Source organism: Streptococcus parauberis NCFD 2020 (genome assembly GCF_000187935.1).
GTDB classification, from domain to species: Bacteria; Bacillota; Bacilli; order Lactobacillales; family Streptococcaceae; genus Streptococcus; species Streptococcus parauberis.
This window is the reverse complement of the sequence record NZ_AEUT02000001.1, coordinates 561,599-587,892: the sequence shown is the minus strand read 5'-3', so window position 1 is coordinate 587,892 and position 26,294 is coordinate 561,599. Positions and strand designations below refer to the sequence as shown.

Sequence of the window (26,294 nt, the reverse complement as noted above, 5' to 3'; positions counted from 1 at the left end):
GCAGGTACTCTATGTCTTATTCACAACTTAAAAACTGTCACATTATTACAGCTTTAGTTACACCATTTCATGCAGATGGTTCAATCAACTTTGATGCCTTACCAAAATTAATTGAACACCTCTTGGATCATCATACAGAAGCTATTCTTCTTGCTGGTACAACGGCTGAGAGTCCTACTTTGACTCACCAAGAAGAGCTTGAATTATTTTCTGCAGTGCAGAAAATCGTCAATGGACGTGTTCCCCTAATTGCTGGAATTGGAACAAATGACACCAGAGACTCTGTCGATTTTGCCAAAGAAGTTGATGCTTTTGGAGGATTTGCAGCCGGTTTGGCCATAGTTCCTTACTATAACAAACCGACCCAAGAGGGCCTTTATCACCATTTTAAAGCAATCGCTGATGCTAGTGATTTACCAATTATTATCTATAATATCCCTGGCCGAGTTGTGGTTGAACTTCATCCGGATACTTTGTTGAAATTGGCAGAGCATCCAAATGTTATTGGTATCAAAGACTGTACTAATTTGGATCACTTGGCTTATATTATTGAGAACAAGTCTGAAGAGTTCTTGGTATACACTGGCGAAGACGGACAAGCATTTCACGCCATGAACTTAGGTGCCGATGGCCTAATCAGTGTCGCATCACATACTAATGGTGATGAAATTTATAACATGTTTCAAGCAATAGAAGCTGGGAATATTAAGGAAGCGGCGAAAATACAAAGACGATTTTTACCTAAAGTCAACGCCTTATTCTCTGTAGCTAGTCCAGCACCTGTTAAAGCAGTTCTCAACCATCAAGGATTTAATGTTGGGCCATTGCGTCTTCCGCTTGTAGCCTGTACTCGAGATGAGGCCGATAGCATTATTGCGATTGTCCTTGACAAAGCGCCTAAAGAATATGTGACAACTGGTGTCCTCAGACCAGATTACTAAGAAATTAATCTAGATAATTCTTATAAAGTATTGCAAGGTGCAATAACTTGACAAATGGTCAAAAGATTTGCATAATGTAAGTAAGTTGAAAACAAGATGAAAAGAGGCGGTACAATGCAAATAATTAAACGTGATGGTCAGGTTGCAGAATTTAATCCTGATAAAATTTATCAAGCCATCATTAAAGCTGCACGAACTGTATATGTTATTGATGAAACTTGGCGCCAAAATTTAGCACAGGTTACAAAAAAAGTTGTTCTTGATTTAGAAGAAGCGAAGGTTGAAAAACCAACAATTAATATGATTCAATCTTTAGTCGAGAATCGTCTGATGGATGCAGGCTTTATCAATGTTGCTGAACACTATATTTCATATCGTCTTCAAAGAGATCTTGAAAGAAATGGTTATGGTGATAGTATTATCGTCCATCTCCGCTTTGAGCAAACAAAATAAAAAGAAAGCAAAGAATTTGCTTTCTTTTTATTTTATCCAATCTTCCAGCAATGGAGCTAGAGTTTCCCTCAATTTGAAGATGACGTAGATAGATTTCTTGTTATTAATAATTTTGTGAGAGGCTTTTTTGATTTCTGTTGGAATGATTGTTTTCTTAGGTACCTTTATTATAAGATCGGTAGGAGTAACATGATAAGCATTAATCATTTGATTGCCTGTAAAAATATCACGGTAGTGTCCTCGATTAGTAAAGAAAAAGTGAATCTGATTTTTGAGATTTTTACTAAACATACCATTTGATAAATAAAGAGCTAAAGCCTTTTGCATAATTAAATTGGTATCAAGGTCAATGAGTGATTTATGGCGTATAAAATCAATCCGCAATTCTAAAGGTAACACAAGAGCTGCAATCCGTAAAGATGGAAAAACAGTTATTGAAAAAGATTTTAGGTAAATTACTCGATCATTAGTATCATAGTAATGAATTGGCGAATCATTCCCTTTGGCAAAATCTCCAAGGTAATCATCTTCAACAATATAAACTTGATATTGTTTGGCCAAGTCTACAATTTTTTCTTTTTCTTCTTTTGTATAGGATAATCCTAAGGGATTTGAAAATCGTGAGATGGTATAGAAAAATTTGATATTACCTTCTTTAAATATTTCCTCTAAAGTTTTCAAATCAATTCCATGAAAATGACGTTCAATAGTTTGATAAGGAATCTTTAATGTTGTTAGCAGATTTTCCATCCGAGAATAACTTGGTTTTTCAATCAGAATTGTTTGATTGCCATTAGGAAAAGGCATCTGACTTAAGATATAGAGAGCTTGCTGACTACCAGAAGTAACCATAATGTTCTTTAATGATGTAAAGACTTGATTATTGATAAAGTAATGGGAAAGTGACTTGATCAATTCATCTAAACCTTCTTCTTTATGATAATAGTTGAAGAGTTGATTTTCTTGATGGTTAAGTGCTTGATTAAGACACTGCTTAAAATCTTCAAAAGCTTCATGATTAACTTGCTCTAAACTTTTAGTTGAGTTAGACTGACTGTCCTTAATATTTCCCAAAACATAATAACCGCTTTTAGCTACCGGATAGATTAAATTATTGAATTTTAATTCGAGTAGAGCCCGTTGTACGGTATCCTTACTACATTTATATTGTAAACTTATTTTCCGAATGGAAGGAAGTTTATCACCCTCTTTAAAATAATTATCTGTAATGGCTTGTGTTAAGTCATTTACAATAGTTTGGTAGATGCTCGTCATATTTTGTCCCCGTACAGATTTTTTTCTATTTTACCTTAAATAATTCATAGTGGCAAATTTAAGGTTTCCACTAATTATTGAATTGACAAAGCTCTGCGATTTTGCCATAATGACTATAGATATTAGCCGTTGTAACGGCTTTTTTGATGATTTGAGAGCACAAGATAATAGCTCTGCGATTTGTGAAAGGAAAAAATGCTTTGGTGTTAAATCAAAGATAATGAACATATGAGTATCTTAGAAGTGAAAAATTTGAGTCACGGTTTTGGTGACCGTGCAATCTTTGAAAATGTCTCTTTCCGACTTTTGAAAGGGGAACATATTGGCCTAGTTGGAGCTAATGGTGAAGGAAAGTCAACCTTCATGAGTATCGTTACGGGTCATCTAATCCCTGATGAAGGAAAAGTTGAATGGTCTAAATATGTAACAGCTGGTTACCTGGATCAGCATACTGTTCTTGAGCAAGGGCAAACAGTTCGTGCCGTTTTGCGTACAGCATTTGACGAGCTCTTTAAAACAGAAGAGAGAATCAATGAAATTTACATGTCAATGGCTGACGAAGGGGCTGACGTTGAGGCTTTGATGGAAGAAGTTGGTGAACTCCAAGACCGCCTTGAATCTCGGGATTTTTATATCCTTGACGCAAAAATCGATGAGGTGGCGCGTGCTCTTGGCGTTATGGAATTTGGGATGGAATCTGATGTGACAGAATTATCGGGTGGTCAAAGGACGAAAATCTTATTAGCTAAGTTACTTCTTGAAAAACCAGATATCTTATTATTAGATGAGCCAACTAACTATTTAGATGCTGAGCATATTGATTGGTTGAAACGTTATCTCCAAAACTACGAAAATGCTTTTGTATTGATTTCGCATGATATTCCCTTCTTAAATGATGTGATTAATATTGTTTACCATGTTGAGAATCAAGACCTTGTTCGCTATTCCGGTGATTATTATCAGTTCCGAGATGTCTATGAAATGAAAAAATCACAATTAGAAGCAGCTTATGAACGTCAACAAAAAGAAATTGCTGATTTGACTGACTTTGTAAACCGAAATAAAGCGCGTGTAGCAACCCGTAATATGGCCATGTCAAGACAAAAGAAACTTGATAAAATGGATTTGATTGAATTACAGGCTGAAAAACCAAAACCAAGTTTTGAATTTAAAGAATCTCGTACACCAAGTCGTTTCATTTTCCAAGCGCGAGATTTAGTAATTGGTTATGATCGTCCCTTGACTAAAGATTCGTTGACTATAAATTTTGAACGAAACCAAAAGATTGCTATAACTGGGGCCAATGGTATTGGTAAGTCGACACTATTGAAAAGTCTCTTAGGAATTATCAAACCACTTTCAGGTGAAGTTGAACGTGGTGACTTTATTGAATTAGGTTATTTCGAACAAGAAGTAGCAGGTGGAAATCGACAAACACCACTTGAAGCTGTTTGGGATGCTTTCCCTGCACTTAATCAAGCTGAGGTGCGTGCAGCATTAGCAAGATGTGGTTTAACATCTAAACATATTGAAAGTCAAATTCAAGTTTTGTCTGGTGGAGAACAAGCTAAAGTAAGATTCTGCCTCTTAATGAATAGAGAAAACAATGTATTAGTTTTAGATGAACCGACAAATCACTTAGATGTCGATGCCAAAGATGAATTAAAACGAGCATTGAAGGCTTACAAAGGATCAATATTAATGGTTTGTCATGAACCTGACTTTTATGAGGGTTGGGTATCTGATGTCTGGGATTTTAATCAATTAACATAAAAAAAGCAACCTAGAAATAAAATTTTCTAGGTTTTATTACGCATATTACTTGACCTAAAAAAAATAAAATAATATAATGACAATATAAATTAAATAACGTGTTGTCACTTTTACTAAACCCTTACCTATAAGGTTTATCAGTCTTTTTACACATTATTTAATCTTGTTTTGACTTGGAAGAATTCAAGTGAATAAAAAATATTTGGAGGGCAATATTATGTTATCTCAAGAAAAAATTGATCAAATTGTTGACCAAGTTGCAGACTTTGCTAAAACTTCAATTGGTGGTTTAGTAAATGGGGAAGTAATCGAAGAAAAGAAATTACCAGAAAAAATTAAAGATAAAGTTATCTATGTAAAAGAAAATGTTAGCCCTAAAAAAGATAAGGTTGTCATTGAAGAAGAACCAAGGAGAAAAGTTATGTTTAATAAAAATAAAAATGTAGAACCAGTTAGTCAAAAAAATAAATTTGATATGAAAGATGTTTTTCAATTGGTAATATTATTAGTACCAGTTCTAAGATTATCAAAAAAAATGTTAAATGGTCGTAAAATGAAATAGGAGTACCTATGACTAATAAAAAGTCAGGTCTACTAGTTGGTTTGCTGACAGGGACACTTGTAGCAGTTTTATCTTATTTCAGTTTACCTAAAGAAGATAAAGATAGCTTACTAGAAGATGCTAATCAGAGAGTGGATGAATTACAGGCAAATATTAGCAGGTTAATAAACTATTTTGACAAGACAAAATAAATAATATTTGTCGATTTATCTTTTCAAATAATAGGGTTGTAACTTATTATTCTTAATATGAATAATAAGCAATGATAATTATATTATTTTTAAAGAAAGGGTGATGATTTTAAAAAACTACTTCGATGTTCAACCTGATAATTCGGACATAAATATGATAAGACACGAAAGAGGCCCTCGGGGGGCCTCTTTCATTTTGGAACAATGACTTGAATTGCTTTTTGTAAGACAGTCAATCTGATAGGAAGACGACTACTTTTATCGCCGTCAACTCGTGTCCGTGGATTAAATGCTCTATGAGGATTAGTTGGTTCAAGACTGAGTTCGTTAGCACTAAAATGGTGAATTTCTCTAGCTCTTGAAAAATCTCCTTTGTAAAAGTCATTCCTATGACGGAGAAATTTGAAAAAAGATACTTTTTTCATTGTGTAAACTTGAAAGTGCCCGTCATCTATTGCGGCATCTGGAGAGAATGATGGCATGCCAGCAATGGTATTAGTCATTGTAATCAGTAAAAATTTGAGATCAGCAATATACGTATTATTCTGCTCATTGATAATAATTGAATAAGTTCGATTCCTGCGAAGAATGCGTAGACTGTCTTTGAGAAAAGCCAAGGGTCCATATTTACGTTTGCTCTCACTTGTAACATTAGCAGCAATATCAGCCAATAAGCCTAAAGTTAAACTACTAATCATATAATCATTGTTAACTTTGCAGATATCGACAGCTTTAATTTGTCCATCGAAAATATTATCTATGGCTGCCTGGTAATCAAGTGGAATGTCTAAAGCTTGAGCAAAATTATTTACTGTTCCTGATGGAATAAGGCCAATTCGAGAATGGGCACCACCTTCGTATACACCTGAAATAACTTTATTAATTGTGCCATCACCGCCGAGTGGAATAATGATATCAACACCATTATGGCTGGCTGCTTTTGCTAATAAAAATAATTCTTCTATTGATTTTGGGATTATTATAGTAATATTTGATTCTGAGATTCCTTTGGTGATAAGTGATGCCTTAACAGTACTAGCTAAAAGGTCATCTTTTTTTCCAGAATTCGGATTGAAAAATATTGCTACTGTGGTCATTAAGTCCTCTTTTCTAATTATTTTATTATATCACTAAAAGTTTAAATGTTGCTAAAAAAGACTAGTCGTTTGACTAGCCTCTTTGTCTTGTTAATTTTTTCTCAGAGCATATAATAAACAATTGCAATATATTGTAAAGCGGATGCTAAGAGTATAAATAAATGCCAAATCATATGATAATACGGTTTCTTTTTAGCATAGAAGGCTGCGCCTATTGTATAAGATAAGCCACCTAGAAACATCAATATCCCAAATGTTAGTCCTGTTTTTTGAATTAAAGTTGGTAAGATAAAGACGATTAACCAGCCCATTATCAGGTAGAGTGCAAGACTGAATTTTTCATTTATATTTTTAGCGAAAATCTTATAGAGGATTCCGAAAATAGTGATACCCCATTGGAGAATAATGATAGTATAGCCTAGCCAACCACCGACAAGTGATAAAGCAACTGGTGTATAAGAACCGGCAATAGCAATATAAATCATGCTGTGGTCAATGATCCGCAGTATATACTTTTGAGGTGATCCGTAGGTCATTGAGTGGTAAATAGTTGATGATAAAAACATTAAGAAGAGACTAATCACGAAAATTGAAGAGCCAACAGCTGCCTGTAAATTGTAAGTTTGATATGAATAGATAGCTGTAATCGGAAGTAGGACAAGCATTGTCGCTGATCCAATTGCATGGGTTGTTGCATTTGCCACCTCCTCTCCAAAGGATAAGGGAAGACTTTGTTTAAAGGTTTGATTCATTTTTTGGTACCTCTTGTGTAATTTCGACTAGTTGAAGGGTTTGGAAGTAGTACTTAATTGTTTGACAAGCGTTGATAATTATCTCAGGAGTATCTTGAGTTTTTTCCTCATTCCAATAGTCGACGAATGTATCATAAAGTACTTGAGAATTGGACTTTTCTTGGAGCTGGCTTAAAACTTGTGCAATGGCCTGGATTGGAAAAGCATTTTTTAGTATGGTAACAGCTATTAACCTAGCAACTTGTTGTTTTTCATATTTCTTTTTGATTGGCTTAGCCAGATACCCATGTTTGACATAATTGTTAATCATTGAAGCAGTAACTTCTTTTTGGATGGCCAGGCTACCAAAATTAGTTGTTTTATTGGTATAGAGTAACAACTGATCTAAGTATAAATCAAGATCTGGTAGTTGTTCCCATTTTGGCAATATTGGAAAAGTCATTTTTTAAAAACCTCTTTATCTAGTTTCAATAACTAGATAATAACATTATTAAAAAAATAAAGCAAGAAAAAAGTTAATTGTGAAAAAAATAGCAAAATCTATAAGAAAGTTATTGACTTCACAAATTGAAAGCGTTATAATCAAAACAGATAGCATGCTAACTGTTACACAACTTTTTTAATTTTGGAGGTATTTTATGTTAGAAACATTTAAAGCGACAGCCAGAAAGACTGCCAATGGATTGCAAGTAGAAGCTAATGCGCGTGGTTTCAAAATCACATTAGATGAGCCAGAAGAACTTGGTGGAACTAATACAGGAATGAATCCTGTAGAAGCCGTTCTATGTGCACTTGGTGCTTGTCAATCAATTGTTTGTGCAGCATTTGCAGAATCTCAAGACTTCAAATATGATGAATTCTGGATGGAATTAGAAGGAGACCTTGATCCTGATGGATTTATGGGATTGGCAGAAGGAGTCCGTAATGGTTTCCAGGAAATTCGTTATTCTACTCACTTTGTAACTTCTGAACCACAAGAAAAAGTTGATGCTTTTTCAGAATTTATTGATCAACATTGCCCAGTTAGTGATAACTTGCAAAATGGTGTAAAGGTTATTCGTACTGCAGCTGTCATTGAAGATAAATAAGTCAATAATATAGTGAGCTATTCAGGAAGCTGCATTTTTGCCTTCCTGAATTTTATTTAAGGAGATAAAAATGGAAAAATTACCAAGTTTTCCTGGTAGCAAAGTTTTTACCGTCGGAAAAATTAATATTGCTCAAGGAGACTTAGTTGAAGAAGGGCAAGAACTCTTTCAAATCGAAACTAAAAAGGGAAATCGTTCAATTAAAGCAAAATCAAATGGACGGATTTCTCAACTTCTAGTAACTGAGGGTGAATCTGTGACAGTTGGTCAAGATATTTATGAACTAGCTGCTTCTGACACTCAAACTGATAGTAGTGAAATTCTTAGCAAGAAAGAAATAAGCACTAGCAAAGAAATAATTAATAAAAGTGTGAATCTTCTCATAATAGGTGGTGGAACTGGTGGCTATGTTGCAGCCATTAGAGCTGCAAAGGCTGGGAAAAATGTTTTATTAGTAGAAAAAAATAAAATGGGAGGGACTTGCCTAAATGTAGGTTGCATCCCTACTAAAGCTTTAATTGCTTCTTCAGAACTATATGAGCAAGCTATCCATAGTAAGGATTTTGGGATTATGATTGATGGTCAGATTAAACCGGATATGCCTGCAATTATTGATCGTAAAAATCAAATTGTTGAAAAATTAACCACCGGTGTTGAATTTCTGATGGAAAAAAATCAAATTGAAGTCATTATAGGCCAAGCGAGTTTCATTAATAATACAAGTGTCAAAATAGATTCTGAACAAGAAACTATTGTCACTTTTGAAGATTGTATTATTGCGACAGGTTCAGTCGTTGCCATTCCAAACATTCCAGGGATTGATTCAAAACACATTTTGACAAGTACTGAAGCTTTAGATAATAGAGAATTACCTAGGAGTATGGTTATTGTTGGCGGTGGTGTCATTGGTCTTGAATTTGCTTTCCTTTATGCTCAACTTGGAGTTTCAGTAACAGTTATTGAATTTATGGACGCCTTACTAGCAAATATGGATGCAGAAATTTCTAAAACTATTCTTGATATAGCAAGAGAAAAAGGCATCAAAGTTTATCTAGAAAGCAAAGTTTCGGCATTTTCAGAAGCAGTTGATGGACAAGTTATCACTCATTTCCAAGAAAAAGGTAAAGAACAATTTGCTATCAGTGAGAAAGTACTAGTTGCTGTTGGTCGTAAACCAAATATGGAAGAACTTGCTTTAGAAAAAACAGACGTCACTCTTAATGAAAAAACTAGAGGTATTTTAGTAGACAATCACATGAAAACAGTTGTCGATCATATCTACGCTGTTGGTGATGTAAACAATATGATTCAACTTGCACATGCTGCAAGCAAACAAGGGATGATTGCTGTTGAAAATATTTTAGGCATGGCAAGTGAATTTACAATAACTAATACACCTAGTGTTGTCTTTACTTCACCTGAAATTGCAAGTGTTGGATTAAGCGAAGAAGCAACAAAAGCAGTAGGAATAGACTATAAAGTAGGATATGCTCATTTTGAAGCTAATGGAAAATCTTTAACATTGAATCAAACACAAGGCTTCGTCAAAATTATTAAAGATCAAACAGATACTGTAATTGGTGCCTCGGTTATAGGACCAGATGCCTCCACTTTAATTGCGACATTAACAACTTATGTCACAAATAAAATGAAATTAGATGAAATTGAACAAATCATCTTTGCCCATCCTACAACAGCTGAAGTTATCCATGAAGCATCACTTGATCTTGGTTTAGGAGCATTTCACGAATGAAATTATACCTTTCTGATAGATTAAATCCATATGAAAACATCGCCTTTGAAAAACATCTTCTCGATCTAAAGGAAGAAGCTCTGTTTTTGTGGGTCAATCAACCATCAGTAATTATTGGACGAAATCAAAATCCATATGCGGAAGTCGATATGGAGTATCTAAAAGAAAACAAAATCTGTTTAGTCAGAAGATATAGTGGTGGAGGTGCGGTCTATCATGATCAGGGAAATCTTAACTATTCTTATATTTCAACCGAAGAATCGACTGAGGAAATTATAAACCTCATTCAAAAAGTACTTGAGACAAAAGGAATAATTGTAGAAAAAAATGGTCGAAACGACTTAACAGTAGATGGTAAAAAAATTAGTGGAATGGCTTATCTAATTGAGAATGAATGGGTGCTTCATCATGGAACATGCTTGGTTGATTTAAATGAGGCCGTTCTATGTAAGGTGTTAAAACCTTCAAAAATCAAATTACAATCTAAAGGAATTACTTCAGTAAAATCAAGGGTTCTTAATCTAAACCAAAAAAATAGAGAATTATCAAGTTCGAATTTAATTGCCAGCTTTTGTCAGGTATTGAATCAAGAACCAATCCTTCCAGATTGGACTGATGATATCATTGATCAAGCTAAATATCTCTCTTCCGAAGAATGGATTTTTGCACAAAGTCCAGATTTTACAGCTCAAATCGAAGAAAAGACTGTTAGTGGCCTATTTCAAGTTTTTATAGAGACTAAAGATAACAAAATCAAAGCAATTAAAGTCTATACTGACAGTTTAAATCCGAGGTTTAGTGATGAAAATTTTAATACATTTATAGGAAATGATTATAATCCGGAAAATAATGATAAAATTGTAGAATTGATTCGTCTTTTATGATATAGTCTTTTTGGAGGTTGTATGTTTAAGATTGAAGAATGTTTAGCCTATTTTACGAATAAAGAAAGTAAGTTACTTGCGACTGAATTAGATAATCGTATCCAACCATATGGACTAACACGTGTTCAATGGATGGCTCTCTACCATATTGCAAATAATGAGCAGATTAGTCAGAAACAATTAGCTAATTTATTGGGATCAAAACAGCCAACTATTGCTAAATTATTAGATCGGATGACAGAAAATGGACTTATTCAACGTATCCAATTTGATAAACGGACTAATTTTCTTGATTTGACAAGCAATGGTCGGGAAATGTATACAAAGATTCTGCCAGTTGCTGAAAGATTTAAAAATGATGCTGTAAAAGGAATTCCAAATGAAGATTTACTGACATTCCAACGTGTCATGAAACAAATGGCAGAAAATATAAAATAAAAAGAATGGCTTTTCAATTATTTGAAAGGTCATTTTATATTCTAATCAGGAGCAAAATCATTAAAAAAATGGTAAAATAGGCTTTGCTTGAAGTATTTATTACCATTTACATGAGACAAATAACTTCAAAATAGATCAGAACTTAATTGACATTTAAGTTGAAAGGAAAAAACATGGCTATCATTCAATGGTTCCCAGGACATATGTCCAAAGCTAGACGACAAGTACAAGAAAATATTAAACACGTTGATTTCGTGACTATCCTAGTAGATGCACGCTTACCCTTATCAAGTCAAAATCCAATGCTGACTAAAATTGTTGGTGACAAACCTAAATTAATGATTTTAAATAAAGCAGACTTAGCTGATAAGAGTATGACAAAAGAGTGGCGTCAATTCTACGAGAAACAAGGCATCAAAACACTAGCAATTAACTCGAAAGAGCAATCTACAGTTAAAAAAGTGACTGAAGCAGCTAAAGACTTGATGGCAGACAAAATTCAAAGATTACGCGACCGCGGTATCCAAAAAGAAACCCTAAGAACAATGATTATTGGGATTCCAAATGCTGGTAAATCGACTTTGATGAACCGTCTGGCAGGTAAGAAAATAGCAGTCGTTGGTAATAAACCTGGGGTTACCAAGGGTCAACAATGGTTAAAATCAAATAAAGATTTGGAAATTTTAGATACTCCTGGGATTCTATGGCCCAAATTCGAAGATCAAAAAGTTGGTCTTAAGTTAGCATTGACAGGTGCAATCAAAGACCAATTGCTACCTATGGATGAAGTGACTATTTTTGGTTTAAATTACTTTAAAGAGCATTATCCAAATCGTTTACTTGACCGTTTTAAAGGAATCAACCTTGAAGACGAAGCTCCAGAAATAATTATGTCTATGACTAGAAAGCTTGGCTATAAAGATGATTATGATCGTTTTTACAATCTTTTTGTCAAAGAAGTTCGAGACGGCAGACTGGGTGTCTTTACCCTTGATCAAGTAGGTGATGTTGATGGCTTTGACGATTAAAGACATTAAAAGTCAATTAGAGGCCATTAATGACCTCACTAACCCTCTTTTTGCTACTTTTGATACAGATAGCCGTGCAGGGGTCAAGAAGGCTTCAGAGGCGAGAAAAAGGGCTATTCAAGCTATACTTGATGAAGACCAGCGCCTAGAGAATATGTTACGCTATGAAAAATCCTTATATGCTCAAGGCTATCAAGCCATTGCTGGTATCGACGAAGTAGGTCGTGGCCCCCTTGCAGGTCCAGTTGTCGCAGCCTGTGTTATTCTGCCGAAAAACTGTAAAATCACTGGGTTGAATGATTCCAAAAAAATACCTAAATCTAAACATGAAATGATTTATAATCTGGTTATAGAGAAAGCAATCGCAGTTGGTATTGGTTTAATGACTAACGAAGTGATTGATGAAGTTAATATTTATCAGGCTACTAAATTAGCCATGCAAGCCGCAATCAATAACTTAGAAGGTGACAATTTGACTCCTGATTTTCTCTTGATTGACGCGATGAAACTTGAGAATTCTATTCCTCAAGAATCAATTATTAAAGGAGATGCCAATTCTTTATCTATAGCGGCAGCTTCAATTGTTGCTAAAGTCACTCGTGATCGCTTAATGGTTGATTATGATAAGGCATACCCAGGTTACGATTTTGCCAAAAATGCTGGATATGGAACAAAGAATCATTTGGAAGGCTTGCGCAAATTGGGCGTGACTGAAATCCACCGACGTACATTTGAACCAGTTAAATCCATGCTTTAATACTAGTTTTCAGCAGAAAAATAGTAGTTTTTCGTTTAAATACTTTTTAACTAGTTACGAGGAGATGTGAAATGACTGAATTTGAAAAAATGATTGCGGGTCAAATGTATGATGCTAGTGATAGCGATCTTAAAGCCATGCGTCAGAAAAAACGTGACTATATGGCACGCTTCAACAATGAGTTAGATGGGGATAAAAGAAGTCTAATTTTGAAGGAATGGCTCGGGTCGACTGGTGATAATATCTTTATGGAAGCCAATTTTGCCTGTGATTATGGTACCAATATCTACCTAGGTGAAAACTTCTATGCTAATTTTAATACGACTATGTTGGATGTTTGTGAAATTCGCATTGGTAATAATGCTATGTTTGGACCTAATTGTCAGTTATTGACGCCTTTACACCCACTTAATGCTGAGGAAAGAATTGCTGGGCTTGAATTTGGTGCTCCGATAACTATTGGAGACAACGTTTGGCTGGGTGGTGGTGTAACTATCTTACCTGGAATCACTCTGGGTGATAACGTCGTTGTTGGAGCTGGCAGTGTCGTTACAAAATCCTTTGGGGATAATGTTGTTCTCGGTGGAAATCCTGCTCGTGTGATAAAAAATTTATAATGAGTAAATCCCTTTTAGGGATTTTTTTCTTATTCGAATAATATAGTGAGAGGTATTATTATGAATAATTTCGAACTATACAAATTGAAAAAAGCTGGACTAGAAAATCATCGCATTTTAAAAATTATCGCCTATCAGGAAAAATATGACAAAAAACTTTCCTTACGTAATATGGCACTCATATCTGAATGCAAGCAACCAATCATTTTTATTGAGAATTATAAATCTTTAGACATTGGTGCAATAAAAAATGAATTCAATCTTTTTCCTTCCATTTCAATTTTTGATAAAAACTACCCAATTTCTTTAAAATCAATCTATAATCCACCAGTTCTTTTATTTTATCAAGGGGATATTAGCTTATTAAATCAGCCTATTTTAGGTGTAGTGGGCTCGCGTCAGGCAACAAAAAAAGGTATTCATGCCGTTGATAAAATTATCGAAGAGTTAAATAGTAAGTTTGTTATTGTAAGTGGATTAGCCAGAGGGATTGATACGGCTGCCCACTTTGCAGCTATCAAAAATGGAGGGAAAACAATTGCTGTAATTGGTTCAGGGATGACTAAATTTTATCCAAAAGAAAATCATCGACTGCAAAAGTATATTGCGAATAACCATCTATTGATTAGTGAATATGGACCAGCAGAAGAACCTTTAGCTTATCATTTTCCTCAACGGAATCGGATAATTGCAGGGCTATCATTAGGAATCATAGTCTGTGAAGCCAGAGTCCGTTCTGGAAGTCTAATTACTTGTAAGTATGCACTGGATGAAGGAAGAGATATTTTTGCAATACCAGGAACGATTGTCAATAATAATTCAGAGGGATGTCACCAGCTTATCAAAGAGGGTGCAAAATGCGTCACAAATGGCTTAGACATCCTTTCCGAATACCAATAATTCTCAAGTTTCTTCCTATATAACAAATTTTTTTATTGACAGTTCCAAAAAAATGGGATATTATTCTAGAAGCTTTAACCAATAAGTTATAGGAAGTGTGTCAATTTGGTAACGAAAACTACAAGTAAGGCAAAAACTACTAGTAAAAAAGCCACAAGTAAGAAAAAAACAACCAGTCCAAAAAAGAATTTGGTCATCGTTGAATCACCTGCAAAAGCAAAAACAATTGAAAAATATTTAGGACGCAACTACAAAGTTGTCGCATCAGTTGGTCATATCCGTGATTTAAAAAAATCATCAATGTCAATTGATTTTGAAAACAACTACGAGCCAGAATATATCAATATTCGTGGTAAAGGTCCACTGATTAATTCACTTAAAAAAGAAGCAAAAAATGCAAAACAAGTTTTTCTGGCAAGTGACCCGGACCGTGAAGGAGAAGCAATTTCATGGCATCTATCTCATATTTTAGGACTTAATCTTGAAGATAAGAATCGTGTTGTCTTTAATGAAATCACGAAAGATGCAGTAAAAAATGCATTTATTGAGCCTAGACAAGTTGATATGAATCTAGTTGATTCTCAACAAGCAAGGCGTGTTTTAGACCGTATTGTTGGGTATTCTATCTCACCAATTCTTTGGAAAAAAGTCAAAAAAGGTTTATCTGCTGGTCGTGTCCAATCTGTTGCACTAAAGCTTATTATTGACCGCGAAAATGAAATTAAAGCTTTTAAACCTGAAGAGTACTGGACAATCGATAGTCTCTTTAAAAAAGGTACAAAGAAATTCCAAGCTTCTTTTTATGGGGTTGACGGCAAGAAAGTTAAATTAAATACTAACGAAGAAGTAAAAGACGTTCTTTCTCGCATTAAAAATGATGATTTCACAGTCGAGAAAGTTGAGAAAAAAGAACGCCGTCGTAATGCTCCATTACCGTATACAACTTCCTCATTACAACAAGATGCTGCCAACAAAATTAATTTCCGTACGCGTAAAACAATGATGATAGCTCAAAATTTATATGAGGGTATCAATCTTGGTAGTCAAGGAACACAAGGTCTAATTACCTATATGCGTACTGACTCAACAAGGATTAGTCCATCTGCTCAAAACGAGGCAGCTACTTTTATTAGTAATCGTTTTGGTAGCAAGTATTCTAAACATGGAAGTCGTATTAAAAATGGAAGTGGCGCACAAGATGCCCATGAAGCAATCAGACCTTCAAATGTTAATCATACGCCAGAGTCAATTGCCAAACACTTAAATAAAGATCAACTCAAACTCTATACTTTAATATGGAATCGTTTTGTTGCCAGTCAAATGACTGCAGCTATCTTCGATACTGTTAAAGTTACTCTTGAGCAAAATAAAGTTACTTTTGTTGCAAATGGTAGTCAAATTAAATTTGATGGTTATATGGCAGTCTATAATGATTCAGATAAAAATAAAATGTTGCCTGAAATGACAGAAAGTGAAACAGTTAAACGAGAGTCAAGTTCACCAGAACAACACTTTACACAACCACCAGCTCGTTATTCAGAAGCAACTCTAATCAAAACCTTAGAAGAAAACGGTGTTGGTCGTCCGTCGACATATGCTCCAACCTTGGAAGTTATTCAAAGACGGTACTATGTTAAATTAGCTGCTAAACGATTTGAGCCAACAGAGTTAGGTGAAATCGTTAATAAACTGATTGTAGAATTTTTCCCTAATATTGTTGATGTGGCATTTACGGCCAGTATGGAAGCTGAACTTGACCAAGTTGAAGAAGGACAAGTTAAATGGCAGACTGTTATTGACCATTTCTACAAACCATTTTCAAATGATCTTGTTAAGGCTGAAGACGAGATTGAAAAAATTCAAATTAAAGATGAACCAGCTGGTTTTGACTGTGATCTTTGTGGCCATCCAATGGTTATCAAATTAGGCCGTTTTGGTAAATTCTATGCTTGTAGCAATTTCCCAGATTGTCGTAACACAAAAGCAATCACCAAAGAGATTGGCGTCACTTGTCCAATCTGCCAAAAAGGGCAAGTCATTGAACGTAAAACAAAACGCAATCGTATTTTCTATGGTTGTGATCGTTATCCTGAATGCGACTTCACTTCTTGGGATATTCCAGTCGGCAGAACATGTCCTAAATCTGGTGATTACTTAGTTGAGAAGAAAATTCGAGGTGGTGGCAAACAAGTTGTATGTAGTAGTGAGACGTGTGATTACAAAGAAGAAAAAGTTAAATAACAAAAAAGAATTTTAGGATGTCCTAAAATTCTTTTTTAATTTGTTTTAATGGTTGCTAGCAGTTCTTCAATCATTGGACTAAAAGAATAATCATCACGATAGGCAATACCAATTGGATAAAAATCATTTTTATCTTGGAAAGGAATCCAAACTAGTTCTTCAATTTGGCTTAGCGGTTTAAATTCAGAGGCTAGAATTGCTACAGCATCTAAACTCTTTAAACTGTGAATAATAACCTCCCAGTCATCATGCTTGAAGACAATATTTGGTTCAAAACCAAGTGTTCTTGCACGACGAGGTAGCATCTCACCTAGCATGAAATTCTCTGATAATGATGCAAATTTACAATCTTTTAAATCGATTAATCGCAACGATTCTTTTTTTGCCAATGGATGATTTTTTGGAAGTACAATACTGACTTGATAACCTTTGGTTGTTGTCTGTAATGGTTCAATGGTAATATTGTTGAAGATACTCGGAAATGATAAGAGCCCAATATCAATTTGCCCCAATGAAAGTAGTTCCTGGAGTTTGCGTGAACCGTCTTGGATCATCGAAATTTCAACGTTTGAGTGTTTTGCCATGAAGGTTGAAATTTGTTTCATAAACTGAATTGCAAAAAGACCCGTTAAACCTATTCTGATCGTTTCTTTCTTTTCCTGACCTAATTGTTGAATTTCTTCTGTAATTTGATTGAAATCTGCTAATAAATCTTTTCCTCGTTTGTAGAGTATTTCCCCTGCCTCGGTTAGAAGTAGTTGACGTCCACTTTGTGAAAATAAAGTAGTATTTAATTCAGCTTCTAGTTTTTTTATTGATTGAGAGAGGGTAGGTTGTGTAACAAATAAACTTTTTGCTGCATGCGAATAGTTCTTTGTTTCAGAGACTGTGATGAAATAAGTTAATTGTCTGATATCCATGATAATTCCCTTTCCTATGATTAGTATAGCACACTTCAATGTACATTTTCTGGTCATTATCATTATAAAAATGTATTTTACTGTAAAACATATAGTACAATAAGTTTTACTAAGTTTAGTTATCTGCGTCTATATGTTAATATAAATATAGTTAGTGAAATCACAAGCAAAGAATATGAAGGAGACATCTTATGTCAGAAGTTACAAAAAGACAAACAGCTAAGTCATTTACTATAAATATCTTAAATGGTTTAGCATTAGGCACTGTTATTGTTCTTATCCCAGGAGCTATTCTTGGAGAATTGATGAAAGCTCTTTTACCATTGTGGTCAGGTTTCGGAACACTTATAGCCGCAGCAGGATTAGCAACAACTATGATGGGTCTTGTTATCGGGATGCTAGTTGGTAATAACTTTAAGTTCAACCCAATTCAATCTGCTTCATTAGGTCTAGCAGTAATGTTCGCTGGTGGTGCTGCCAATTTTGTTAAAGGAGCATTTATGCTTCAAGGTACTGGTGACATCATTAATATGGGTATCACAGCAGCTCTTGGTGTATTATTAATCCAATTCTTATCAGATAAAACTAAATCATTTACATTGATTATTGTACCAACAGTTACTCTACTATTAGTAGGTGGTATTGGACATTTTCTTTTACCCTATGTTAAAATGATTACAACTATGATTGGTCAAGGTATTGCTTCATTACTTGGTTTACAACCAATTTTAATGTCAGTATTGATTGCCATGATTTTCTGTTTCCTTATTGTGTCACCAATTACAACTGTTGGTATTGCCTTAGCAATTAGTTTAGCGGGTATTGGTTCAGGTGCAGCCAATCTTGGTATCTGCGCAGCAAGTTTCGGTCTTTGTATGGCAGGTTGGGCAGTAAATTCAAAAGGTACCGCTTTAGCTCACGTTCTTGGTTCACCAAAAATTTCAATGGCTACTGTTTTAGCTAAACCAATTATTATGTTACCAATGCTTTCATCAGCAGCAGTTCTTGGTGTTTTAGCTGCATTATTTAACATTCAAGGTACACCTGCAAGTGCTGGTTTTGGGATCAGTGGTCTAATTGGCCCAATCAATGCTTTGAACTTAGCAAAAGGTGGCTGGTCATTTGCCAACATTCTTATTGTTGTTATTGTCTTTGTTGTTGCTCCAATTGTATTGAACTATGCATTTAATTATTTATTTATCAAAGTCTTAAAATTTATCGATCCTAACGACTATAAATTGGATGTTTAGTGAGGAGAAATAGATGAAATTAAAATGTTATAATGTCCGCGGTGAAGAAGCCGTACTTGCTGAACAATGGGCAAAAAATAATCAAATCGAAGTATCTTTAGAAGAAGGCCCATTAACTCCTGAAACAGCTAAAAATGCTGCTGGTTTTGATGGTGTTGTTAATGCACAAATTGGTCCATTGGACGATGCAGTTTACCCAATCTTAAAAGAGCTTGGCATTAAACAAATTGCACAACGTAGTGCAGGTGTTGATATGTACAACTTAGATTTAGCAAAAGCTAATGATATTATTGTCAGTAATGTACCAAGTTACTCACCGGAGTCAATTGCTGAATTTACAGTTACTATTGCCTTGAACTTAATCCGTAAAGTTGAATTAATCCTCGAAAACGTTAAAAAACAAAACTTCACATGGAGCCTTCCTGTTCGTGGCCGCCTTTTAGGCGATATGACCGTCGCTATTATTGGCACTGGAAGAATCGGCCTAGCGACAGCCAAAATTTTCAAAGGCTTCGGATGTAAGGTCGTTGGATTTGATATTTATCATAGCCCTGCTGCACAAGAAATTTTGGAATATAAGTCATCTGTCGAAGAAGCAATTAAAGACGCTGATGTGGTTTCACTCCATATGCCACCTACAGCTGTAAATATTCATATCTTCAATAAAGATATGTTTAGTAAATTCAAAAAAGATGCTATCTTACTAAATATGGCACGTGGTGCTCTAGTTGAAACACAAGATTTACTAGATGCTTTAGATAATGGTCTCTTAGCCGGTGCTGGAATTGATACATATGAATTCGAAGGTCCATACATTCCTAAGAATTTCGAAAATCAAGAAATCACTGATGCCCTCTTTAAACAATTGATAACTCATGATAAAGTTATTTATACACCTCATGCTGCCTATTATACAGATGAAGCTGTTAAAAACTTAGTTGAGGGTGGTCTAAATGCAGCTGTTCAAGTTATAGAAACTGGAACAGCTGACACGCGTGTCAATTAATTAATTTTTACAAGGAAAAGTCCGTTATAACGGACTTTTTATAAAATGTCTATTATAACGGACATTTTTCATAATGTCTGCTATAATAGACATAGTGAAGGAGAAGATAATGAACTATCTAGCAGTAATAGGTGATGTGATTGATTCAAAGTCACTGGAAAATCGTTATGACGTCCAAAACAATTTTAAAGCCTGTCTTCAAGCCATTAATGAAAAGTATAAAGAAGAAATAGTTTCAAAATTTTCACTAACATTAGGTGATGAATTTCAGGGGCTTCTCTCCACCCAAGTCAATATTTTTCAAGTAATTGATGATATTATTTTGCTTATGAAACCATATCAGATTCGTTTTGGGATTGGCTTAGGACAAATTTTAACAGACATAAATCCAGACGTAAGCATTGGTGCTGATGGACCTGCATATTGGAATGCTAGACAAGCCATTAATTACATTCATGAAAAAAATGATTATGGCCAAAACCATTTAGCCTTTCAATCTGATAATAAACTAACAAGTAAGGTCATTAATAGTCTGCTAGCAGCAGGAGAAGCTATCAAAAACAATTGGGTGACAAGTCAGCAGGAAGTTTTTGAAACCATGTTATCAGAAAATATTTATGCTGAGGACTTTAATCAAGCACTATTAGCAAAAGAAATGAAACTGGACCCAAGTGCTCTCTCAAAACGTCTAAAATCTAGCAGCATAAAAGTCTATTTTAGAACAAGATTGACGGCATGCGACCTCTACCAGCAAGGGCTTGAGGAGGAAACTAAATGACTGGATTATCGACATTTTTAACAGACAACCCACTAATAATTATGTATTTAATAGCTCATTTTTTATCTGATTTTCAATTGCAGAGTCAAGAAACATCAGATAAAAAGAACTCAGAAATGAACTATTTAATAAAACATCTTCTAGGCGTTGCTTTGCCACTTGTAATTATTTCTATCATGATTCCGTCAACTGTCGACATTAGCCTACTCGTATGGCTGAGCCATGCAGTTATTGATTTCAGCAAAACTTACTTAGCCAAATTATTGAAACTAACACAGATTAAAAGCTTTGCCATTGACCAAATCCTCCATATAATATGTATCTTAGGTTTCGTTTTCCTACTTTGGAAGGGACAAGTTCCTGCATTTTTAGAGAATTCTTATCTCAAAGTCATCTTATTTATGGTTTTAATCACCAAGCCAAGTAATATTGCATTCAAAATCTTTTTTGAGCGTTTTCAGCCACGGACGCAAGCTAAACTTGATACGATTAGTGGTGCAGGTGCCATGATTGGTAATTTGGAAAGAATTGTCATTGGAATTTGTATTGTCTTGGGCCAGTTTGCGTCAGTAGGACTTGTTTTTACTGCCAAATCTATTGCTCGTTATGATAAAATTTCCAAGGATCCTGTTTTTGCTGAGTATTATTTAATTGGTTCTTTATTTAGTATTTTATCTGTTTTTGTAGCAGCTTGGATTTGTTTTTTTTAGAACAAATTACATAGATATAGTTATGTAAAAGAGAGAAAGTTTTTTTTAGTTTTAGTTATAAATTTGCTATAATATAGCAATTAAAAATTTTAGAAAGATTTGTGGAGTATTTTTACTCTAAAGAGGTATTGGTCTATTGTCTCAATCTTATATTAATATTATTGGAGCCGGTTTAGCTGGCTCGGAAGCTGCTTATCAAATTGCTAAGCGTGGTATTCCTGTCAAACTTTATGAAATGCGTGGTGTTAAATCAACACCTCAGCATAAGACTTCAAATTTTGCTGAATTAGTTTGTTCTAATTCATTTCGTGGTGATAGTTTAACAAATGCTGTCGGACTTTTGAAGGAAGAAATGCGTCGTTTGGATTCAATCATTATGCGTGCTGGCGAGAAACATCGTGTGCCTGCTGGTGGTGCAATGGCTGTTGACCGCGAAGGTTATGCGGAATCTGTGACTACGGAATTAGAAAATAATCCTTTGATTGAGGTTATCCGCGGTGAAATTACGGAGATTCCAAATGATGCCATTACCGTTATTGCAACTGGTCCTTTGACTTCAGATGCTTTAGCCGAAAAAATTCATGCTTTAAACGGTGGTGATGGATTCTACTTTTATGATGCGGCAGCTCCAATCATCGATAAGTCAACGATTGACATGAACAAGGTTTATCTCAAGTCTCGTTATGATAAAGGAGAAGCTGCTTATCTGAACTGTCCAATGACTAAAGAGGAGTTCATGGCATTTCATGAGGCTCTCACGACAGCAGAGGAAGCACCGCTTAATTCTTTTGAAAAAGAAAAATATTTCGAAGCATGTATGCCAATCGAAGTTATGGCCAAACGTGGGATTAAAACAATGCTCTACGGGCCAATGAAGCCTGTTGGATTAGAATACCCGGAAGATTACTCTGGACCTCGTGACGGCGAATTTAAGACGCCTTATGCAGTTGTTCAATTACGTCAAGATAATGCTGCTGGAAGTCTTTATAACATGGTTGGTTTCCAAACGCATTTAAAATGGGGAGAGCAAAAACGAGTTTTCCAAATGATTCCTGGTTTAGAAAATGCTGAATTTGTAAGGTATGGTGTGATGCATCGTAATTCCTACATGGATTCTCCAAATTTACTTGAGGAAACATTCCAATCACGCGCTAATCAAAATCTTTTCTTTGCTGGTCAAATGACAGGTGTTGAGGGTTATGTTGAGTCTGCAGCCTCTGGTTTAGTAGCAGGAATTAATGCAGCTCGTCTATTCAAAGGTGAAGAGAAAGTTGTTTTCCCATCAACTACTGCAATTGGTAGCTTACCTTATTATGTCACACATGCAGATAGTAAGCATTTCCAACCTATGAATGTTAACTTCGGTATTATTAAGGAACTTGAAGGCAAACGAATTAGAGATAAAAAAGAACGGTATGAAGCTTTCGCTAAACGCGCTTTAACAGACCTAGAACCATTTTTAAGTAAATAAAAAGAACCCTAGGGTTCTTTTTATTTACTTATTAAATGGAAATTTGATATGTTTAACGTTCTCAATTGCATCAGCAACCTTTTGATTGAATTCAACTGAACGAAGGGTATCTTTATCTCTTAATTCTTGACTTTTTTCTAGCATATTTAAATCAGCAAAGTAGAGTTTTACTAATGACCCTTGAGGATATTTACCACTTTTAGGTGACATTGTGATAACTTCATTGAGCTTACAATCTGCATAATGCTTATCTGGACGAGCCGGAATAGTAGCAACAATAAACCCTTGCTTTTCAATATGTGCCTTGGCATCATCTAAAGAAATATTAACAACATCATCCAAACGTCTTAAATTTTCTTGGCGTTGATGACGTTGATCCATATATTTTTCAACAATTGGTCGTGTATTTTCCATTCCTTTTCCAATTAATTCAGTTGTGTCAGGAATAAATGAAATAACTTTACCTAATGTACCTAGTGAATTCGTAAGTCGTCTTTTTTTTACCATGTCTTTTCCCCTATCTAAGGATTGATAAGTATATTATAACAAAATGCTTGTCTAATAATGAAAATAAAACTTACAGAATTGTAAGTTTTGGACTTGCTCTTGTAAGTTTAACAGGCAAGATAATGTTTATAATTAAGAGTATAAAAAAGGTTATAATAGAAATAGGAGATTAGCACATGTTATTAGAAATTAATCATTTACAAAAGACCTATCGAACACGATTCTCAAAGGAAGTTACACATGCCTTACAAGATATAGACTTTAAAGTGGATAATGGTGAGTTCATTGCAATCATGGGAGAATCTGGTTCAGGTAAAACAACTCTCTTAAACATTTTAGCCACCCTAGAAAAACCAACAAATGGTACGGTTTTATTAAATCGTGAAGATATTACAAAAATTAAAGAAAGCCAGTTAGCACATTTCCGCCTTAAAAATCTGGGTTTTGTATTTCAAGATTTTAATTTACTAGATACCTTGTCTATCAAGGATAATATCTTTTTACCATTAGTACTTGACAGGAAATCGTATCATGAAATGGAAAAACGATTATCCCAAATTGCAAGGAAACTACATATTAATAACTTGGTAAATAAACGTCCTTTTGAAATATCTGGTGGACAAAAACAAAGAGTAGCAATAGCCAGAAGTTTAATTACCCAACCACAGATATTATTAGCAGATGAGCCGACAGCTGCCTTAGATTATCGAAATTCTGAGGATTTATTAGATCTATTTGAAGAGATAAATATGGATGGTCAAACCATTCTCATGGTGACTCACTCTTCAAATGCAGCAAGTCATGCAAAACGCGTCTTATTTATCAAAGATGGTCGTATTTTCCATCAAATGTACCGAGGAAATAAATCTAATAGTGAATTTAGTAAATCAATTTCACTTGCAATGACAGGTTTATTGGGGGGTGAATAGCATGTTCTACCTAAAATTAGCATGGAATAATTTAAAAAAATCAAAAGAAGTTGTAGCCCCTTTTTTATTAGCCAGTACTGTTTTATTTGTGCTGAGTTGTATCGTTTCAATTATTTTATTTAGTCCCATTACAACTAATATGTCCTATGGTAACATCCTATTAACAATGGCGATGGTGATCCTTAATATCTTTACATTGATAATGGAGATATATAGCTATAATTTTTATTTAAAGCAAAGAAACCGTGAATTTGGACTATATAATATATTAGGTATGAATAAAAGCCAAATTGGACTTGTATCAAGTATTGAATTGCTGATAATCTTTGGCTTGACAATTATTCTCGGAAGTCTATTCTCTTTTATATTTTCAAAATTATTTTATTTAATTTTTGTAAATTTATCTCACATGAATCAATTATCCTTACCGTTTAATAGTAAAGGATATATCATTACAAGTTTCCTATTCCTAGGATTCTTTGTCATATTAGAACTCGTAGGACTCTTAAAAATTAAAAAAACATCTCCCCTTTTACTTTTTCAGGATCATCAACATGGAGAATTAGAGCCAAAAGGAAATATCTTATTTGCTTTTTTAGCCATCCTATCAATCGGAATTGGTTATTACCTTTCCCTAAGTTCTGAAAAAATAGCAGCCTTAGCAGTCTTATATCGGTTCTTTATTGCTGTTGTCTTTGTAATTATCGGAACCTATCTCTTTTATATTTCATTTGTTTCTTGGTATCTAAAAAGAAAAAAAGCTAATAAACGATATTATTACAAGCCTGAGCACTTTATTTCAACGTCCCAATTAATTTTTAGAATGAAGCAAAATGCTCTTGGTCTAGCAAATATTACACTTTTAGCTTGTATGGCATTTGTTGCTATTGCAACAACAACAGCTCTGTATACTAATACAGAAGATGCAATCGACAAATTGTTTCCCAAAAACACTTCAATTGAATTTGTTTCAGAAAATGAGACAGTAGCCAAAAAGCAATTGAATGATTTTGTTTTAAAACCACTACAATTAAGTCAAACAGATTACATTGAATCAACTAGCACTATGTTAGCATTTCCAGGAGCTAAAGGTAGTAAACTTCAAGTCACTGCTAAGGATTTAAATCAACCTATCCCAACTAAAACTAGTTATACCTACTTAATACATTCTAAAGAATTTGAAAAATTTGGAAATAAAGCACCAAAACTTAGTAAAAACCAAGTTGCTTATTTTACACAAAAAGGTGATAGTCAACTTAAGTCAATATCTGTCCTTGGAAAAACTTATCAGGTAGTTAAAAATTTTAAAAAAGTAGTCTATCCAGATGTTACGAATACCTATTACCCATCACTAATAATCGTCAAGGATCAGACAGTTTTTAACCAAATAGTAGAACTTGTAAATACTGAACAAAAATATAAGATCAGACCTAACTATAAAGTCTATGCTGAGCTTAATCAGAAACAATTAAATCAAATTCTAGATAAGAGTGGAAACATCAGTAACACAAAAGAATTTATTGCTCATGTCGATCAAAAAAATAGATTTAAAGATGAATCATATACTCTGTTTGGTGGATTTCTATTCACAGGATTTCTTTTGGGACTTACCTTTATAATGGGTGCTGCCTTAATAATTTACTATAAACAGTATACTGAAGGCCACCAAGACAAAAAGAGTTATAAAATCTTACAAGAAGTTGGAATGAGTCAAAAACAAGTTAAAAAGACAATTAACTCTCAAATTCTCCTTGTCTTTTTCATGCCAATAATAATGTCAATCATCCACTTTAGTGTTGCCCTAGTGATGATTAAACAGATGTTATTACTCTTTGGAGTTACTAATACAAGCCTTATCTATACTGTTTGTGCATCGACAATAGCTATTATCATTGCGATATACTTTATCATTTATAGTATTACTAGCCGAACTTATTATAAAATTATAGAAAGATAGAAAGATGGCGATTTTT

27 protein-coding genes are annotated in these 26,294 nt (G+C 34.3%); 21 read left to right on the top strand and 6 right to left on the bottom strand.

Annotation, left to right across the window (positions count from 1 at the left end; all coding sequences use genetic code 11):
* The first annotated feature begins 11 nt into the window (after nt 1-11).
* Complete coding sequence (gene dapA, locus SPB_RS02925) at nt 12-941, top strand: 4-hydroxy-tetrahydrodipicolinate synthase (RefSeq protein WP_003104387.1); 930 nt, start codon at nt 12-14, stop codon at nt 939-941.
* Between the two features lie 114 nt (nt 942-1,055).
* Entirely contained in the window at nt 1,056-1,394 is a 339-nt protein-coding gene (locus SPB_RS02920; protein ID WP_003105122.1) for an ATP cone domain-containing protein, read from the top strand.
* A gap of 27 nt (nt 1,395-1,421) precedes the next feature.
* On the opposite strand, the gene SPB_RS02915 is transcribed toward SPB_RS02920, so the two are convergent.
* A complete protein-coding gene (locus tag SPB_RS02915; protein ID WP_003105264.1) occupies nt 1,422-2,669 on the bottom strand; it encodes an aminotransferase-like domain-containing protein in 1,248 nt (415 codons plus the stop codon).
* A gap of 228 nt (nt 2,670-2,897) precedes the next feature.
* On the opposite strand from SPB_RS02915, the gene SPB_RS02910 reads away from it, so the two are divergent.
* The 3 genes from SPB_RS02910 (at nt 2,898) to SPB_RS02900 (ending at nt 5,195) form a co-directional block, all read left to right on the top strand.
* The gene (locus SPB_RS02910) at nt 2,898-4,442 is read left to right on the top strand and encodes an ABC-F family ATP-binding cassette domain-containing protein (RefSeq protein WP_003105973.1); all 1,545 of its coding nucleotides are present in this window, start codon (nt 2,898-2,900) and stop codon (nt 4,440-4,442) included.
* A 217-nt stretch (nt 4,443-4,659) separates the two neighbouring features.
* Complete coding sequence (locus SPB_RS02905) at nt 4,660-5,004, top strand: hypothetical protein (RefSeq protein WP_003105637.1); 345 nt, start codon at nt 4,660-4,662, stop codon at nt 5,002-5,004.
* 8 nt (nt 5,005-5,012) lie between these two features.
* On the top strand, nt 5,013-5,195 hold the full coding sequence (locus SPB_RS02900) for a hypothetical protein (RefSeq protein ID WP_003103924.1): 183 nt from the start codon (nt 5,013-5,015) through the stop codon (nt 5,193-5,195).
* Nucleotides 5,196-5,386: 191 nt separating this feature from the next.
* On the opposite strand, the gene SPB_RS02895 is transcribed toward SPB_RS02900, so the two are convergent.
* The 3 genes from SPB_RS02895 to SPB_RS02885 form a co-directional block, all read right to left on the bottom strand.
* Nucleotides 5,387-6,292: a diacylglycerol/lipid kinase family protein gene (locus SPB_RS02895; RefSeq protein ID WP_003104835.1), complete on the bottom strand. Its 906-nt coding sequence runs from the start codon at nt 6,290-6,292 to the stop codon at nt 5,387-5,389.
* A 101-nt stretch (nt 6,293-6,393) separates the two neighbouring features.
* Nucleotides 6,394-7,044 carry a PAQR family membrane homeostasis protein TrhA gene (gene trhA / locus SPB_RS02890; RefSeq protein WP_003105638.1) on the bottom strand — a complete coding sequence of 217 codons (651 nt, stop codon included), beginning with the start codon at nt 7,042-7,044 and terminating at the stop codon, nt 6,394-6,396.
* The gene (locus tag SPB_RS02885) at nt 7,028-7,486 is read right to left on the bottom strand and encodes a DUF1836 domain-containing protein (RefSeq protein ID WP_003102494.1); all 459 of its coding nucleotides are present in this window, start codon (nt 7,484-7,486) and stop codon (nt 7,028-7,030) included. Before SPB_RS02885 ends, trhA begins: the two co-directional genes overlap by 17 nt.
* A gap of 196 nt (nt 7,487-7,682) precedes the next feature.
* Here SPB_RS02885 and SPB_RS02880 point away from each other — a divergent pair, with 196 nt between their 5' ends.
* From SPB_RS02880 to topA, 9 genes are all read left to right on the top strand, one after another.
* On the top strand, nt 7,683-8,132 hold the full coding sequence (locus SPB_RS02880) for an OsmC family protein (protein ID WP_003103500.1): 450 nt from the start codon (nt 7,683-7,685) through the stop codon (nt 8,130-8,132).
* Between the two features lie 70 nt (nt 8,133-8,202).
* The gene (gene lpdA / locus SPB_RS02875; protein WP_003102612.1) at nt 8,203-9,885 is read left to right on the top strand and encodes a dihydrolipoyl dehydrogenase; all 1,683 of its coding nucleotides are present in this window, start codon (nt 8,203-8,205) and stop codon (nt 9,883-9,885) included.
* A complete protein-coding gene (locus SPB_RS02870; protein WP_003104209.1) occupies nt 9,882-10,769 on the top strand; it encodes a lipoate--protein ligase in 888 nt (295 codons plus the stop codon). The genes lpdA and SPB_RS02870 overlap by 4 nt, the downstream gene beginning before the upstream one ends.
* A gap of 21 nt (nt 10,770-10,790) precedes the next feature.
* Entirely contained in the window at nt 10,791-11,207 is a 417-nt protein-coding gene (locus SPB_RS02865) for a MarR family winged helix-turn-helix transcriptional regulator (RefSeq protein WP_003104767.1), read from the top strand.
* A 173-nt stretch (nt 11,208-11,380) separates the two neighbouring features.
* Nucleotides 11,381-12,235 (top strand): ribosome biogenesis GTPase YlqF, encoded by an 855-nt coding sequence (gene ylqF, locus SPB_RS02860; protein WP_003105571.1) that lies wholly within the window; start codon nt 11,381-11,383, stop codon nt 12,233-12,235.
* On the top strand, nt 12,219-12,992 hold the full coding sequence (gene rnhB / locus SPB_RS02855; RefSeq protein WP_003105815.1) for a ribonuclease HII: 774 nt from the start codon (nt 12,219-12,221) through the stop codon (nt 12,990-12,992). Before ylqF ends, rnhB begins: the two co-directional genes overlap by 17 nt.
* Before the next feature lie 71 nt (nt 12,993-13,063).
* Nucleotides 13,064-13,609, top strand: a complete 546-nt coding sequence (locus tag SPB_RS02850; RefSeq protein WP_003103370.1) for a sugar O-acetyltransferase — start codon at nt 13,064-13,066, stop codon at nt 13,607-13,609.
* A 60-nt stretch (nt 13,610-13,669) separates the two neighbouring features.
* Entirely contained in the window at nt 13,670-14,509 is an 840-nt protein-coding gene (gene dprA / locus SPB_RS02845) for a DNA-processing protein DprA (RefSeq protein WP_003105308.1), read from the top strand.
* A gap of 105 nt (nt 14,510-14,614) precedes the next feature.
* Nucleotides 14,615-16,750 (top strand): type I DNA topoisomerase, encoded by a 2,136-nt coding sequence (gene topA / locus SPB_RS02840; RefSeq protein ID WP_003105989.1) that lies wholly within the window; start codon nt 14,615-14,617, stop codon nt 16,748-16,750.
* A 35-nt stretch (nt 16,751-16,785) separates the two neighbouring features.
* On the opposite strand, the gene SPB_RS02835 is transcribed toward topA, so the two are convergent.
* The gene (locus SPB_RS02835) at nt 16,786-17,670 is read right to left on the bottom strand and encodes a LysR family transcriptional regulator (protein ID WP_003102535.1); all 885 of its coding nucleotides are present in this window, start codon (nt 17,668-17,670) and stop codon (nt 16,786-16,788) included.
* Nucleotides 17,671-17,861: 191 nt separating this feature from the next.
* Between SPB_RS02835 and SPB_RS02830 the strand changes: the two genes are divergently transcribed.
* From SPB_RS02830 to trmFO, 5 genes are all read left to right on the top strand, one after another.
* Nucleotides 17,862-18,920 (top strand): PTS sugar transporter subunit IIC, encoded by a 1,059-nt coding sequence (locus tag SPB_RS02830; RefSeq protein WP_003103421.1) that lies wholly within the window; start codon nt 17,862-17,864, stop codon nt 18,918-18,920.
* 13 nt (nt 18,921-18,933) lie between these two features.
* Entirely contained in the window at nt 18,934-19,926 is a 993-nt protein-coding gene (locus SPB_RS02825) for a D-lactate dehydrogenase (RefSeq protein ID WP_003102912.1), read from the top strand.
* Nucleotides 19,927-20,035: 109 nt separating this feature from the next.
* Nucleotides 20,036-20,704, top strand: a complete 669-nt coding sequence (locus SPB_RS02820) for a SatD family protein (RefSeq protein ID WP_003103686.1) — start codon at nt 20,036-20,038, stop codon at nt 20,702-20,704.
* Nucleotides 20,701-21,414, top strand: coding sequence for a DUF3307 domain-containing protein (locus tag SPB_RS02815; protein ID WP_003103669.1), 714 nt, complete (start codon nt 20,701-20,703; stop codon nt 21,412-21,414). Before SPB_RS02820 ends, SPB_RS02815 begins: the two co-directional genes overlap by 4 nt.
* 136 nt (nt 21,415-21,550) lie before the next feature.
* A complete protein-coding gene (gene trmFO, locus SPB_RS02810) occupies nt 21,551-22,885 on the top strand; it encodes a methylenetetrahydrofolate--tRNA-(uracil(54)-C(5))-methyltransferase (FADH(2)-oxidizing) TrmFO (RefSeq protein ID WP_003102504.1) in 1,335 nt (444 codons plus the stop codon).
* A 24-nt stretch (nt 22,886-22,909) separates the two neighbouring features.
* Here the strand turns inward: trmFO and SPB_RS02805 are convergent, their stop codons facing one another.
* Entirely contained in the window at nt 22,910-23,392 is a 483-nt protein-coding gene (locus SPB_RS02805) for a PASTA domain-containing protein (protein ID WP_003106110.1), read from the bottom strand.
* Nucleotides 23,393-23,568: 176 nt separating this feature from the next.
* On the opposite strand from SPB_RS02805, the gene SPB_RS02800 reads away from it, so the two are divergent.
* Together SPB_RS02800 and SPB_RS02795 are read left to right on the top strand one after the other, a co-directional pair.
* Complete coding sequence (locus SPB_RS02800) at nt 23,569-24,321, top strand: ABC transporter ATP-binding protein (protein ID WP_003105207.1); 753 nt, start codon at nt 23,569-23,571, stop codon at nt 24,319-24,321.
* Between the two features lies 1 nt (nt 24,322).
* On the top strand, nt 24,323-26,278 hold the full coding sequence (locus SPB_RS02795) for an ABC transporter permease (RefSeq protein ID WP_003103250.1): 1,956 nt from the start codon (nt 24,323-24,325) through the stop codon (nt 26,276-26,278).
* Nucleotides 26,279-26,294 lie beyond the last annotated feature (16 nt).

Bases quoted from the DNA above. Each gene is read 5' to 3' on its own strand.
- dapA (WP_003104387.1), top strand. From the start codon at position 12: ATGTCTTATTCACAACTTAAAAACTGTCACATTATTACAGCTTTAGTT.
- SPB_RS02920 (WP_003105122.1), top strand. From the start codon at position 1,056: ATGCAAATAATTAAACGTGATGGTCAGGTTGCAGAATTTAATCCTGAT.
- SPB_RS02915 (WP_003105264.1), bottom strand. From the start codon at position 2,669: ATGACGAGCATCTACCAAACTATTGTAAATGACTTAACACAAGCCATT.
- SPB_RS02910 (WP_003105973.1), top strand. From the start codon at position 2,898: ATGAGTATCTTAGAAGTGAAAAATTTGAGTCACGGTTTTGGTGACCGT.
- SPB_RS02905 (WP_003105637.1), top strand. From the start codon at position 4,660: ATGTTATCTCAAGAAAAAATTGATCAAATTGTTGACCAAGTTGCAGAC.
- SPB_RS02900 (WP_003103924.1), top strand. From the start codon at position 5,013: ATGACTAATAAAAAGTCAGGTCTACTAGTTGGTTTGCTGACAGGGACA.
- SPB_RS02895 (WP_003104835.1), bottom strand. From the start codon at position 6,292: ATGACCACAGTAGCAATATTTTTCAATCCGAATTCTGGAAAAAAAGAT.
- trhA (WP_003105638.1), bottom strand. From the start codon at position 7,044: ATGAATCAAACCTTTAAACAAAGTCTTCCCTTATCCTTTGGAGAGGAG.
- SPB_RS02885 (WP_003102494.1), bottom strand. From the start codon at position 7,486: ATGACTTTTCCAATATTGCCAAAATGGGAACAACTACCAGATCTTGAT.
- SPB_RS02880 (WP_003103500.1), top strand. From the start codon at position 7,683: ATGTTAGAAACATTTAAAGCGACAGCCAGAAAGACTGCCAATGGATTG.
- lpdA (WP_003102612.1), top strand. From the start codon at position 8,203: ATGGAAAAATTACCAAGTTTTCCTGGTAGCAAAGTTTTTACCGTCGGA.
- SPB_RS02870 (WP_003104209.1), top strand. From the start codon at position 9,882: ATGAAATTATACCTTTCTGATAGATTAAATCCATATGAAAACATCGCC.
- SPB_RS02865 (WP_003104767.1), top strand. From the start codon at position 10,791: ATGTTTAAGATTGAAGAATGTTTAGCCTATTTTACGAATAAAGAAAGT.
- ylqF (WP_003105571.1), top strand. From the start codon at position 11,381: ATGGCTATCATTCAATGGTTCCCAGGACATATGTCCAAAGCTAGACGA.
- rnhB (WP_003105815.1), top strand. From the start codon at position 12,219: ATGGCTTTGACGATTAAAGACATTAAAAGTCAATTAGAGGCCATTAAT.
- SPB_RS02850 (WP_003103370.1), top strand. From the start codon at position 13,064: ATGACTGAATTTGAAAAAATGATTGCGGGTCAAATGTATGATGCTAGT.
- dprA (WP_003105308.1), top strand. From the start codon at position 13,670: ATGAATAATTTCGAACTATACAAATTGAAAAAAGCTGGACTAGAAAAT.
- SPB_RS02835 (WP_003102535.1), bottom strand. From the start codon at position 17,670: ATGGATATCAGACAATTAACTTATTTCATCACAGTCTCTGAAACAAAG.
- SPB_RS02830 (WP_003103421.1), top strand. From the start codon at position 17,862: ATGTCAGAAGTTACAAAAAGACAAACAGCTAAGTCATTTACTATAAAT.
- SPB_RS02825 (WP_003102912.1), top strand. From the start codon at position 18,934: ATGAAATTAAAATGTTATAATGTCCGCGGTGAAGAAGCCGTACTTGCT.
- SPB_RS02820 (WP_003103686.1), top strand. From the start codon at position 20,036: ATGAACTATCTAGCAGTAATAGGTGATGTGATTGATTCAAAGTCACTG.
- SPB_RS02815 (WP_003103669.1), top strand. From the start codon at position 20,701: ATGACTGGATTATCGACATTTTTAACAGACAACCCACTAATAATTATG.
- SPB_RS02805 (WP_003106110.1), bottom strand. From the start codon at position 23,392: ATGGTAAAAAAAAGACGACTTACGAATTCACTAGGTACATTAGGTAAA.
- SPB_RS02800 (WP_003105207.1), top strand. From the start codon at position 23,569: ATGTTATTAGAAATTAATCATTTACAAAAGACCTATCGAACACGATTC.
- SPB_RS02795 (WP_003103250.1), top strand. From the start codon at position 24,323: ATGTTCTACCTAAAATTAGCATGGAATAATTTAAAAAAATCAAAAGAA.